We start from the raw sequence: 13,321 nt of genomic DNA on the forward strand, positions 1-13,321 counted from the left end.
TAATGAAACAAATCTCGGGCTTCAAACTTCTTAGGAAACAAATTTGTTTGGGGTTCGGGATCTTACTATTTTTATCCTGCGCGAGACAACATCCATCCGTGGATGAGACTGAACTCGCTCTCAGACAATCCTTGCTCGCTCTTCAAAAACAATTGGAAGAGGCAGCGAGTTCTAAAATTCTTTCCACCGAATCCAACGGAGACGGTTCCTACACTACAAAAGTAAGAGCGATTTCGTACGACGTTTGGGTTAAATTCAATTTTTCTAATTTAGTACAAGCCGTTGTTCCGGACACAGCCGGGGGTTGGGACGTAGGATTTCAGAGATTTAAGCTTCAGACAAACAGCGGGATTACAAATCCTTCCGGAAGCGGAGGAGCTTGTATGACGAACCCCGTGGTTACGGATTTTAACGCGGCTTCGGGAAGTTCTTCGACTGCATTGGGTTGTACCAACTCCAATTTTTTCGCGGACACAAACGTTTCCGAACTCGCGAGCGGAGGAGTTCAGACCAATTACGTAGGAAGCGACGTCCTCAACAAATGGTTTAATTACAGTCTCGCCTTTTTGCAACCTAATTATAAGATTTTTGTAATACGATCGAATACCGGCAACGCATACTATCTTTTTCAAGTCACCGGTTATTATAGTTCCGAAGGAACCTCGGCTTATCCAACCGTTAGATGGAAACAAATCCCTTACTAACTTCATGTTCTTAATTCATAAACTCCTCAAACACAAAGGAATTTCGATTTTCTTTCTGATTCTTTTTCTCTCGCCCTTACAAGCGCAAGACGACAAAACAAAAAAAGATTTTTCTCCTCCCGAAAAGGAATCACCTAACACGACCACTGTGAAACAGGACGCGGGCGTCCCGGAAACTCAGAAAGAAAACTCACAAGACGATTCTCAGATCGTAGTAACGGGTTCTCGCGGAGAAAGAAGACTCAAAGATTCCACAGTCGCGACGGAAGTGATCTCAAGAAAGAAGATCGAGGCGAGCGGCGCAAGAAATGCCGCCGAAGTTTTGGAAACTCAACTTGGAATCGACGTTGTGCCTTTTTTCGGAGGATCTCGGGTTCGAATGTTGGGTATGGATTCTCAGTATGTCCTGATTCTTATCGACGGAGAAAGAATTTCGGGAAGACTGAACAACGCTGTAGACCTAAGCCGTTTTAAAGTTCAAAACTTGGAAAGAATCGAAATCGTAAAAGGGGCTTCTTCCGCGTTGTATGGAGCCGACGCGATCGGAGGCGTGATCAATTTGATCTCCCGAGACGCGGATAAAAAACTCAGCTATGAGATGAGAACCACATACGGAAACGGAAATCGAAAAAACTTCAACACCGAAGGCGAGTTCAATACGACTGCGAATCTGGGTTTTCGAAACGAACTCGTAAGCGGAAATGTTTCCGCGGGATACAATAAAAATCCTGGTTATCGTTTGGTTCCGGATTCTCAAGCGACGACCGGAAACGCATATCAGGATTTAAACACGGGGATGAATCTTACGTTCAATCCCGATGGAAAATTTAAAGCAAAGACAAGAATTCTCTATCAACACAGGGATCAAAACGGAGTCGACGTCACTCAGTCCAAGGCGGTCTTTGATCGAAACAATAAGACCCACGACTTTCTCGCAACGGGCGCGTTAGAATACGGATTTGGAAGAAAGAATCTGATCTCCTTTCGAGGAAACATTTCGAAATGGGAAAACAAATACACTAACGATCAAAGGGGTTCCAATGAGTTGGACGTTAAACAACTCAACGCGGAATTGACTTCGCAAGGAACCGTTCAACTCGACTGGGAAGCCGCAGAAAAACATTTTATAACCGCAGGAGTTGAATCCTTTGCAAACGAATTGGAATCCGATCGTTTACAAAATCGTTTTGTCTATCGCACGAGGAGGGCCGCATTTTTTCAAGACGAATGGACTCTCTCTCGTTCTCCCCGAATTCGGATCGTACCCGGAGTTCGATACGACGACGATTCTCAATTCGGAAATCAGACTACCCCGAAGTTAGCGGCACGTTATGACATTCTTCAAAACTTAGTCTGGAGAACGAGTTATGGAAGAGGGTTTCGTCCTCCGAGCTTTCAAGAACTATATCTTCGTTTTGAAAATCCAGCGGTCGGTTACGTTGTGGAAGGAAATCCGAATTTAAAACCTGAGAAGTCGATCACCGTCAATTCCGATCTCGAATACAGTCCTTTTAATTTTCTTACTCTTTCCTTGAGTTTGTATCGAAACGATATCATCAACTTGATCCAATACAAATTCGATTCCAATCAAGGAAGAGAGTTTTCTCAATTTCAATTGCAGAACATCGCAAGGGCTTACACGCGAGGAGGAGAACTCGGGGTTCAATATCGTTTTCTAAAACACTATACTTTGGAACTCGGCTACAATCAAACCGATACAAGAGATCTTACAACGGATCGCCCCTTGGAAGGAAGAGCGCTCCATCAAATCTCCGCTAATTTTATATACAATTCTCCGGGCGGATTTCAATTCAATCTTCGAGGAAAACACTTAGACAAAAGACCGTTTTACAGTTCGACAAACAGTCTTTCTGCGGCGGGACAAGATTACATTCCGACCGAAGTCAAGTTAAACGAAAATCCTCCGGTAACATACGGGAAACCGTTTACAATCATCAATATAAGAATGGAACAGAAGTTTTTTGAAAAACACTTCGCCTTGTTTGTCGGTGTGGATAACGTTCTCAATGAATACGAGCTGGCTTACAATCCGACGAGACCGAGATTCTTCTACGGCGGTTTTTCGGCTCAGTTCTAAGATTTGTTTACGAGATTCGATTCGAAATCACTAAAATTTTTTCTTTGTCAAAATTCTTTAATCGTTAGACGTTTTTGGGTTTTATTTTTAAATCGACTCTGTTAGAGTTCCAACAAAACTATAAATTCCTTTCCCGCAGCCAATTGCCTGGAATACGTAATATTTTAATATTTTCTAATATTCTTTTTTGTTCAAATATTTATAAAAGGGAATGCTTACAAGAACAAGAAGAATCTGCGCCAGCCCGAAAACGACCGCAGTAAGGGAAGAACTTCGAAACAAAGAAATCGAATCGGAAATTCGATCGAGTCCAACGGAAGAAATCGGGCCTAGGAAAAAACCGAGAGAACCGATTCCGGTCAAAGCGGACATTACAATTCCATTGTTCTCTCGATTACAAAGAGAAGAGGCCAAGCGCAAAGAAGTTGCGAACATAAGCCCCGCCCCCAATCCGCAGAAAAGAAGGGAAATCGTGATCCAACCGATGGAATGAAACGTCCCGGAAAGAGTCAACGCGACTCCATAGATCAAAGAACCGATTGCGACCGGAAAATACTTTCCCGTTTTTTTTGTAAGACGAATCGCGGGATAAGATAAAAGAGCCATCGGAAGAAAGACTAGAGAAAGTAGACGGCCCGTCTCCGAAGGATTGAGTAAAAATTCTTCCCGAAGACGAAGATTGAGAGAACTCATAAAATAACCGGACGTAAATCGATCTAAGAATTGAAATGCCATCGGAAACAAAAGAAGTGGGTGAGAAAGAAATAGGATCCCGGATTCTTTCCAAGAAGAATGTTTTTTAGAAGTTAGGTTTTCCACTTCCGGAACAAAACGATATACGATGAATGCGAGAAACAAAAGAATCGCCGAACCAGCGTAAAAAGGAAGATAAGGGTTCTCTTTTCCTAAAAATCCGAGTGAAATTCCAACGGCGCCGCCCAAAGAAAGGAGCATTCCGGAAAAACCCATCAAGGCTCCTCCTTTGAGTTGTAATTGAGATTCTCCGTGTTCAAAGTCGGCGACCGAAGCCAAAAGCAAACCGATCACAAAAACGTGAGCTCCTCCTTCTAAAAAGCGAAGGCTCAAAAGTACGGGAAGACTTTCCGCATAAGGAAGAAGACTTAAGACGAGTGCGTCCAAGAAACAAAAAAGAATGATGATTTTTTTTCTAGTTCCAAAACGATCCGAAAGAAAACCGGCGATCGGAGAAAAGAAAAAAGATCCGAGCATCGCGACGCTCAAAAACCAGGCAACCTCGCTGTTGCCCGATTGAAATCTGTCCTTTACGATTTCCTTAAATACGGGAACGATCATCGTCACCGGAAGCATCGCTAAAAAGATCGCTCCCGGTAAAAAATAGACCGAACCTTTTCTTTTATCCTTTGGAGAGGACTGAGTCATAAGTTTCCTTACCGATGGCCGCGATGAGATCTTTTTCCAATTCGGAAAAGATTCCTTGGTTCAAAAGAAAGACTTGTTTTGATTCGGAAAGAATATTCTGTTTTTCGGAATCTTCAATCGCAAGAGCGTCTAACGCAGCTCTGTAATTTTGTTTGAAAGCGTTGATGTCCGTAACCTGCGGAAACTCGTAAAAAGAAATTCCTTCTCCTTCCGGAAGGGCGAGCGCTCGAGCCGCTACTTTTTTTAGAATCTGACCTCCGGAAAGATCACCCAAATAACGCACGTAAGAATGCGCGACGAGAAGAGTCGGTTGGGTTTCGGAAATTTTTCGGATTCTTTCTACGTAAACCTGAGTTGCCGGCGTCGGTTTGTGTTCCTCCGCTTTCCAAGATCCGAAGAAAAACTGAAGATCCTCTAGGATTGCGTCTCTGCGATTGAGTTCGGGAAAATAGATCGATCCGAGGACCGGATTTTTGGAATGGCGCTCCAATTCTTTTTCTAAAGCTTCGTAAACAAAGTAAAAGGCTTCCAGATGTCTCGAATAAGTTCCTTTTTCCAAAATGCCTTTCATAAAACAGCGTATGAAGGCGGAACTTTCGGCGGATCTGTGTTCCTCCGAGGTTCCTTCTCGAAGTAATGTGGCTAAGTTCATTGCGTATCTCCTGACAATACTGTGACAATTCTTTTTATTTGATACTGAGAATCAAACTTATTTTCAAAAAAATTGGATTCTTCTGAAAATTGAAATTGTAGGATCTCACACAAAATCTCCGATCCAGTGTAGGATTCCCTTAGGACGGGCTTTTTAAATGAGGTTGACAGACCAGAGGATGAGATCTGAGAATTAGAAGAGGAACGCACCGGTCCTCGGACCTTTTTGGATGAAAGCAGAATTAGGAAAAGCCGCCCTTAGAAACACAAAACAGAAAGGGGAGATCTTAAAGGTTCTCGAAGCCGCAAAAGGACCTCTCTCGATCAAAGAGATTTTCGAACTCTCTCGAAAGAATCTCGACAATCTCGGAATCGCCACCGTCTACAGAGCCGTAAATCATCTGATGGAAACCGGAGCGATCAATGAGATTCATCTTCCGGGAGAATCTTCCCGCTTTGAAGCGAGCCATCTCCATCATCACCACCACTTTCATTGCAAACAATGCGATCGGGTCTTTGACATTGAAATCTGCCCGTTTCCTCTCGACAAAAGCCCCAAAGGTTTTACCGTGGACACCCATGAGATCATTCTCTATGGAACCTGTTCCGACTGTAATTCCAAGGTAAAATGAATTCTGAATCACAAATAAAGTTTAAAACTTTTTGGATCTCCCTCCTTCTCCTTTTTGGATTCGTATTTTTAGATCGAGTGATCTTTCCGATCGCACTTTTCGAATTTCCAAACGAACTCGAGTGGGACACTTCTCCTTGGTACAACTTTCTTCACAAAAGAAGAGACATCCATTTTGAAAAAGACGAAAAGGGAATTCTGATCGCAGGAAGCAGCGTAGCCCTCTATTCTTCTTATCCAAATCAGATCGCGGAAAAACTCAATTCTTCATCTGCAAAAAACGCTTCGACCTTTCACGCCGAATTCTATTCTCATCCCGCGATGTCTCCTACGGATCTTTATTACTACTCGGACGATATTCTCTCCAAAAATCCGGAAGTTGTTGTCTACGTTTTTAATCCGGCTGATTTACAATTAGATTATATTCAAAAAAATGAATCTGGTTTTGTAAGCTTTGACGAAGCCGCGAGGATCAAGGATTATAAAGTCCGACATCAGAATCGTTTCATCTTTCCCGGAGAATTTTTGGCGGATCATTGGAGAGAATATTCTAAGGGAGATTTTTTCGCACAACTCGCCAAAACCGGGATTCTTCTCAATCGTTATAGAAGCTTTTTATACGATCCCTGGATGGAATACATAGAACACCATACAAGGACGATGCGTTCGTATCACTATTATACCGGCGTAATGCCGAAGGAAGGAATTTTCCTTCGCGGTTGGACCCCGCCTCAGTTTACGATCGAATGCGAACTCAAAGACGGAAAACTTTCGGAAGACATCTTCACGCAAAAGCCGGGCGTACACGTTCAAATCCAAAGACAAAAAGATAAGAATTCCTTTCCTCTCTTAGATCAAACCTATCCGAAATCGGGCTGGAAGCCGCTTCTTCTTTCCTTTGAAGATAAACCGCAATCGGTAACATTACAATTTTCTGTATCACCGACTACCAGTTCGAACGAAGTCGACGCGAGAATTTTTGGAATCCCCGCGACCTATGGAATCCGACTTCCGCAAAACTTTTGCAGAAGAGAAATCAGAACCGGAATTTCCTATGAAAGAATTCACGGTCTGGACGACGATCGAGTCGAGAATATGTCCGACGAAGAGTATTTTAAAGACTACGAAAAACGTCTCTACTACAATCCCGAAAACGAAGGCGCGTTGAATCGTCTAAAAAAAGTTCAGAAGAACAAAGAGATCCTTGGAGCTTCCGAATTTTTTATCTGGTCCGAGTTTAGATTTTTGGAAAAGACGATCGCAAAGTTCAAAGCAAAAGGTAAAAAACTCGTAGTAATCAATTCTCCCGAAAATCCGATCGAAAGTAAATATTATAAAAATGGAAACTGGTATCGAGGTTATCTGAATTTTTTTGAATCTCAAAAAGATTCCAACTTCGGCTTTTATGATCTCAAAGATTCCATGCCGGATAAAAAATCCTTTTTGGATCCTCATCATTTGACGTTCAACGCCGCGAGAAAGAGTTCGGAGTTGTATGGCGATGCGATCTTAGAATTCGTTCAATCCTCCGAACGGAAAAAGTAGTGGCTTCCGATCGGAATTTAATTCTCCTACGAATTCGATCCTGGTTTGAAAATCCTTCTTTTGTTCTTCCTCTATTTCTAATCGTCTATCTTCTTTCTTCTCTTTTTATTTGGAAAAAATACGACTGGAATCCGAGTTCTCAGATCAACTTCGGAATGCAGTTCGTAGTTCAAAACCCGGAACAGACGCCGAAAGGCGCCGTAGTCTTTCAAAGCCAACCGGGCGATCTCGGCGCAGGTTACGACGGACAGATTTTTTATTTTTACTCCAGAATGTTAAGCGAATTCAGTCTCGAATGGCCGAAAGGTTTCGAGGCCAACATTCGCGCTCCAAGAATCGGTTATCCTCTTTTGATTTCTCCCTTCGGCTGGTTTGGTCCCTGGGGAACCGTAACGGGAATGTTTTTCGTAAATTTGATCCTGATTTTGTTCTCTTGGTTTTTGCTCCGAGATCTCTGCGGAGAGAAACATCGGATCCATTCGAGTTTGTATTTGTTTTCTCCCTTTCTTTTGGGAAGTTATGCGCTCTTGGTAAGCGACGCTGCCTTGACGAGTCTATTGGTGACGGTTTATTGGCTTTATAAAAAAGAAAAATGGGTTTTGTTCTCTTTGATAGGCGCGTTTGCGATCCTTACAAAAGAACAGGCTTTATTCTTACTTTTTCCCTTGGGCATCCAATCCTTGTTGGAGAGAAAATGGAAAACTTCCTTTTGGATCGCTTCCACACTCGCGTTCCCGATCCTCTGGGCCGTCTTTTTAAGAATTCAAATTCCGGAATGGACTCCCGCACGTTTTACCGATTTTTTTTCACCGTTAGACGGCTTTATAGGTTATTGGAAAGAAATCAACGATCCTTCTCTTTTTTCCTTTTTACAAGCGCCCGACTTTGAAACCAAACTGACTTTGTTTGCCAAAAAGTTTTCGAGAGTCCCTCTATTTCTTTTGTTTCTCTCGGGACTTTTCGTTCTTTTCGGCGGCGATTGGAAGAAGGCTTTGGGAAATCGGCTTTCTTTTTTCTTGGTGATGTTTTCTATTTTTTCGGCGGGTTATATTCTCTATTGGTCTTCTTACGAAAACGTTTCGAGGATGTTTACGGTTTCGATCGCCTTTTTAATTTTTTGGAAACTCGAAGACGAGACGATCTCCGATCGGATTTACTGGCTCGTAACCGGAAGTATTCTGTTTTTGTTTCTCTTCAAATTGGTTTTTATTTCGAGAACTCTCAATTACGAAATCTGGAAATGAATCCGCAAACTCCGAAGAAATGTTTCTTCGAAAATTTCTGAGCGGCGAGAAAGACAAAACCTTCTTAGAAAAAAGAGTTGTTCCACAAAGAAATACCTTTGCGAAAAAGACTTGAAAACGGACTTAAGTCCGCATCAAAGATAATTACGGAAAAATCTATATTCTCCGCAGCGTAGTTTTACAAAGAAGAATTTATTTTGTAGGATCTCACACAACAAAACTTTACGGTAATTGAAACTTCAATTCTCCGAAATTCGAATCTTATAACTTTTATAGATTCTATCGTTGATTTCTTTGAGTTTACTTCTTTCCAGGGCGATCTCGGTTCCGTCGTCCAGAGAAATCAGGGCAAAACTTCCTTTTCCTTCTCTTAGATTTTGTTTTAACTCGCTCACGGACTTCACGTCTTTACCGTCCAATTTCTCCACGATCTTAAAACTCAGATCATGAAAACCGTTGTTGGATTCGTCGGGGAGAACCTGAGAAAGAAGTACGATCTTTCCAACGTCTCCTTCCTTCTCGTGAAACTTGGAGTAGTCGAAGAGATACAGAAGTTTTCGGTCCACCCTCGATCTCCAATCCTTTCCCCATTCTTCCAAGAGGGCCTCGGAGAGTTCAAGAAAAACGAATCCGCCTTCCACGGCAAAGTCGTTTGTCATCGGAGTATTCTTAAATGGGATTCTTACTGCCTCGTGCGGGAAAGGTTTCAACTTCATGTTCAGAGAGATCTTTTTCTTATCTCTCAAGATAAGAATCGGGATTTCCTTTCCTAAAGAATAACCGAACGAATCACCCGCGTGCGCCAGAAAGGAAAGAACTTGTTTCCCGTATAACGGGTGTTCGATGTAACCCTTGGAATCCACTTTTTTTCCGCCGAATTCCAGGATGATATCCTCGAGTTTTAAAACCCCGCTCGCCGAAGAACCGGGAATTACGTCGGCGACCAAAATCCCGGAATCGGATTCTTCCATTCCGTAGTATTTCTTAACCGTGGTATCGGTGATCGGACGAAATCGAAAACCTTTGTGCGCGAAAAGATTGGTTCCGGGAGTATTTAAGAATTTTTGAATGATAAAAGAAGGAATGATTCTTCCTGAATTTTTGCCGGTCGTAAAATCATAAAGAAGCCCGACAACCCTTCCGGATTCGATCACGATTTCACCAAAACCGTTTAGGCCTTCGCTTGAACTGATATCGACAACGGGAAGTTCAATTTGTCCGAGCGGCATCTGATCCATATCCATGCTCAAAAGAGTTGCGGCTGTGGATTGAATCGAGCCGGAATTGTCCAATTGATAGATGTTTGCTTGTTTCGGGAAAACCACGATCGGAGAAAGTGGAAGAGGGGATAGATCGTCGAAGAAGTTTTTCTTCTCCACTCTCAAAAGCGCAAGATTGGATTCCGGATCTTTTCGAAATACGACGGCCTTGATTTCGGAATAAGAAGAATACTTTTTGACTTCGATCAGAGTTGCGTCCGGAAGCAACGTATAAGGAATCAGAATCCGATTTCCTTCCGTCACCAAACCCACGCCTCTTCTGACTCTCGGGCTTTTTTTCTTCCAAGGCTGATGATATTCCGGTTCCTGAAAGGTTACTTTGATTTGTATTATACTTTTCTGATATTCTTCCGAGGTTCCTTTGGAAATAGGAGGAGGAATCATCGGATTCGAAGTTTCTTTTTTGGAAACGTTCTTGGTTGTAGAACGATTCTTTTTTACGGAAAAAAAATCACCATTCTTACCGGAAGAAGTTTCGGCTAAAATCCCGAACGAAAGAAAAAGAATTACAGAGGAGACCGCGAATTTGAACATTCTATTTTCCATTTTCTGATTCCAGTCCGTAGGTCTTACGGATCTTTTCGTCGGCCTTCTCCGCTTCTTCTCGATTGAGAATCAACGGCACTTGAACGTCTAAAAATTTCAGACGAAGGTATTTGTCTTTCGAATCGTTTAAGATTTTTTTGAGATCATCCAACTGAGTCACGGGAACTCCGTTTACGGATTCCAAAACCAAATTTACAAAGTAATCGGAAGAAGAATTGACCGGGTGCGATAACTTTCGATAGAGAACTACGTCCGTCTTTTTGGTTCTGTTGAGTCCGTCTTCGATAAAATAAAAAAATCGGTATAAGAGTTGGCTTCCTCCGGAAGTGTTTCCGCCTCGGCTCCAACTCGTGATCAGATCTCGTGACATCTCTTGAAAGAGAAGTCCTCCGATCATCGCGAAATCATACGGTTTATCGTATTGGTTCCGCATAAAGTCGAAGTCCGGCATTCGAATCGCCGGAAAGGACACAGACATTTCTTTTCCGTTTCTATAGAGTTTAAAAGTGATCTTGTCTCCAGCGTGTTTGTTATCCACGATCTCGACGAAGTCCACTCGCGCGTCCCGGTCCTGCATCACGGTTCCGTTTTTACCGATCGGATTTCCGTCGATCTCCACGAGAAAGTCTCCTTCTTTCAGATACTTTTCAGCGGATCCGTTTTTCAAAACCTTGGAAACAAAAACACCTTCTAAAGAATCCGGAATTCCTTTTGCCTTTCGCAAAGAAACGTTAAACGAATTGAGAGTTCGAACTCCGAGTTCCACATAACCGTCGTATTTTCCGTCTTCGATATCGGTGAGGAAATGGCGTATAACGTTGGTGGGAATGAGATAACCGATATTTTCACCCTTGGTCGCGACTTGAAACGCGATCCCAACAACTTTGTCGTCTTGGATTGCAGGTCCTCCGGAGTTTCCCGGATTGATCGCCGCGTCCACTTGCAGGACCAAATGGCTATCCACTGCGGAATGAGAATAAACGGATTGATCCTTTCTTGAAACGATTCCTCTCGTTACGGAAACCTTGTTTCCACCGATCGGATAACCGACCACGATCAAAGGAGAATTGAGTTCGGGGATTTCTCCGAGTTGAAGATCTCTCGAGTCTTTGTAGAATTCGGGGCTTTCGGCTTCGAGAACGGCCAGGTCACAGTCGTGAGCGATATGGAGAATTTTGACTCCATACCATTCGGTTTGATTGTATCTCTGAACCTGAACGAACTTCGCGTTCGAAATGACGTGGGCGTTTGTGATGATTCTTTTATTCCCGATCAAAAAACCGGTTCCGGAACTCGCACGAACTGGGTCCGTCGTCCAAGGTGAAAACGGATTCACAGCTTGGGAATAAACTCGAATTTGAACGACTCCTTTTCGAAGTTCGTCAAAAGGAAGAGGACCCTCCACCGCATTGGTTTTTGTTTGGAAAAACAAAATCACCGAAACAAGAAGAAGTTGGCGACTTCTCTTGACCCCAATTCTTAAAAAACCGGATAGATTAGCCGTCAATGGGCCCTCCAAAGAGAATATTCAATTTTTAGAATTTTCTAATGTCCTTCGAACTCGCAGATCGCAAATACGGGAACTTGCAATTCTTCTTTGAGTTTTTTGCCCCCGCCCAGATCCGGAAGATCGATGATCACTCCGGCTTCGTAGACTTCGGCTCCCAGTTTTCGCAGAAGTTTTACCGCCGCGATCATGGTTCCACCGGTTGCGATCAAATCGTCCATCACGAGAATTCTATCTCCCGGTTGAACCGCGTCTCTATGAATTTCGATAACGTCCTTTCCGTATTCCAAATCGTATTCTTCCGAAACGGTTTCCGAAGGAAGTTTTCCTTTTTTACGAATGGGAATAAAACCAACTCCAAGTTGAAAAGCAACGGGAGCTCCGGTGAGAAAACCTCTGGCTTCGATACCGGCGACTTTTGTGATTCCCTTACCTTGGTATCTGTTTACAAAGGTTCCGATCGTTAAGGCAAGTCCTTCCGGATCGAGAAGGAGTGAAGTAATATCGCGAAACAAGATTCCCGGTTTTGGATAGTCAGGTATGGTTCTGATTTTGGATTTAACAATAGACATCTAGGTTTTACATCCCAGGATTTTTAATTTACGGGTTCTATTCAAAAAACCGGAGACATTTCAAACAATTCTTTTTTATTTCCAAGAAAGAAAAGCCCGGCAAAACCGGGCTGGACTTTGGACTTCAAAAAAATTCCGATCAATATCCGGAATTCTTAAGAGCTGCGATTCTCGCTTCTAACGGAGGGTGAGTGGAAAAAAGAGCAAACCACTTACTGTGTCCCGAAATCTTCATCGTCGCAAGGGCTTCTCCGCCTCTTGGATCTTCCGGAGCTTCGAAAGTACGTTTTAACTTTTCAAGAGCCGCAACCATATTCTGACGTCCTGCGATTTTTGCTCCGCCCGCGTCCGCACGGTATTCTCTCGTTCTGGAAAAATACGCGACCACGATCGATCCGAGAATACTAAAAAGAATACTGAGTACGATATTTCCAACCCAACGTACGGTATATTGTGCGTCTTCGTCTTTTACGAGAGTGCTCAACGCGTAACTTACGATTCTTGAGAAGAATATTACAAAAGCGTTAATTACGCCTTGTATAAGAGTCATGGTGACCATGTCTCCGTTCGCCACGTGCGCGAGTTCGTGTGCGAGAACTCCTTCGACTTCTCCGTTGTCCATCACGTGTAAAAGTCCGCTGGAAACGGCTACGAGAGAACTGGACTTGGAAGGTCCGGTTGCAAACGCGTTGACTTCGGGAGAATTATAAATCCCAACTTCCGGCATAGGAATGTTCGCGGTTCTCGCGAGCCTTTCCACCTTGGAATACAATTCTCTCTCCACTCCGGACGCCGATTTTGGATCGATGATCTTTACGCCCATCATCATCTTCGCCATAAACTTGGAGAGAAGGAGGGAAATAAAAGATCCGCCCATACCCCAAAGGAGGGCAAATACCATCAAGGATCCGTAATTAAGTCCGTTTGCGTTGAGATACGGCCCGATTCCAAGCACGCTCGTTACGATCGAAATCGTAACTACGACCAAGATATTGGTCAGCAAAAACAACCCAATTCGTTTAAACCACATTTTGGTTTCTCCTATTCATCATCTTTTTATATACTACCAGTAAGACTAAGATCTACTTCTATTTTTTCGAGTTTCGAAAGACGCGTTTTTAAGATTGGATATTTCAGTCCAA

9 protein-coding genes and 2 pseudogenes are annotated in these 13,321 nt (G+C 43.1%); 5 read left to right on the forward strand and 6 right to left on the reverse strand.

Going from position 1 to position 13,321, the window contains the following annotated elements; all coding sequences use genetic code 11:
• Positions 1–2 precede the first annotated feature (2 nt).
• The gene (locus A0128_RS21065) at positions 3–704 is read left to right on the forward strand and encodes an HmuY family protein (RefSeq protein WP_069609724.1); all 702 of its coding nucleotides are present in this window, start codon (positions 3–5) and stop codon (positions 702–704) included.
• Positions 683–2,802: pseudogene (locus A0128_RS21070) on the forward strand (TonB-dependent receptor plug domain-containing protein). Before A0128_RS21065 ends, A0128_RS21070 begins: the two are co-directional and overlap by 22 nt.
• A gap of 174 nt (positions 2,803–2,976) precedes the next feature.
• Here A0128_RS21070 and A0128_RS21075 read toward each other — a convergent pair.
• Both A0128_RS21075 and A0128_RS21080 read right to left on the reverse strand, forming a co-directional pair.
• The gene (locus A0128_RS21075) at positions 2,977–4,203 is read right to left on the reverse strand and encodes an MFS transporter (RefSeq protein WP_069609725.1); all 1,227 of its coding nucleotides are present in this window, start codon (positions 4,201–4,203) and stop codon (positions 2,977–2,979) included.
• Complete coding sequence (locus A0128_RS21080; protein ID WP_069609726.1) at positions 4,178–4,855, reverse strand: biliverdin-producing heme oxygenase; 678 nt, start codon at positions 4,853–4,855, stop codon at positions 4,178–4,180. The genes A0128_RS21075 and A0128_RS21080 overlap by 26 nt, the downstream gene beginning before the upstream one ends.
• A gap of 229 nt (positions 4,856–5,084) precedes the next feature.
• Here A0128_RS21080 and A0128_RS21085 point away from each other — a divergent pair, with 229 nt between their 5' ends.
• The 3 genes from A0128_RS21085 to A0128_RS21095 are packed head-to-tail and all read left to right on the forward strand — an operon-like array spanning position 5,085 to position 8,274.
• Entirely contained in the window at positions 5,085–5,486 is a 402-nt protein-coding gene (locus A0128_RS21085; RefSeq protein ID WP_069609727.1) for a Fur family transcriptional regulator, read from the forward strand.
• Positions 5,483–7,030, forward strand: a complete 1,548-nt coding sequence (locus A0128_RS21090; protein ID WP_069609728.1) for a hypothetical protein — start codon at positions 5,483–5,485, stop codon at positions 7,028–7,030. The genes A0128_RS21085 and A0128_RS21090 overlap by 4 nt, the downstream gene beginning before the upstream one ends.
• 20 nt (positions 7,031–7,050) lie before the next feature.
• Positions 7,051–8,274: an AZOBR_p60025 family cell surface glycopolymer formation protein gene (locus A0128_RS21095; RefSeq protein ID WP_427854359.1), complete on the forward strand. Its 1,224-nt coding sequence runs from the start codon at positions 7,051–7,053 to the stop codon at positions 8,272–8,274.
• A gap of 239 nt (positions 8,275–8,513) precedes the next feature.
• Here A0128_RS21095 and A0128_RS21100 read toward each other — a convergent pair.
• From A0128_RS21100 to htpX, 4 genes and pseudogenes are all read right to left on the reverse strand, one after another.
• Positions 8,514–9,914, reverse strand: a pseudogene (locus A0128_RS21100) (PDZ domain-containing protein); the annotation flags it as partial.
• Between the two features lie 175 nt (positions 9,915–10,089).
• Positions 10,090–11,538 (reverse strand): S1C family serine protease, encoded by a 1,449-nt coding sequence (locus A0128_RS21105; RefSeq protein WP_427854360.1) that lies wholly within the window; start codon positions 11,536–11,538, stop codon positions 10,090–10,092.
• Between the two features lie 107 nt (positions 11,539–11,645).
• On the reverse strand, positions 11,646–12,179 hold the full coding sequence (locus tag A0128_RS21110) for an adenine phosphoribosyltransferase (protein ID WP_069609732.1): 534 nt from the start codon (positions 12,177–12,179) through the stop codon (positions 11,646–11,648).
• Between the two features lie 139 nt (positions 12,180–12,318).
• A complete protein-coding gene (gene htpX, locus A0128_RS21115) occupies positions 12,319–13,209 on the reverse strand; it encodes a protease HtpX (RefSeq protein ID WP_069609733.1) in 891 nt (296 codons plus the stop codon).
• Positions 13,210–13,321 lie beyond the last annotated feature (112 nt).

Source organism: Leptospira tipperaryensis (genome assembly GCF_001729245.1).
GTDB classification, from domain to species: domain Bacteria; phylum Spirochaetota; class Leptospiria; order Leptospirales; family Leptospiraceae; genus Leptospira; species Leptospira tipperaryensis.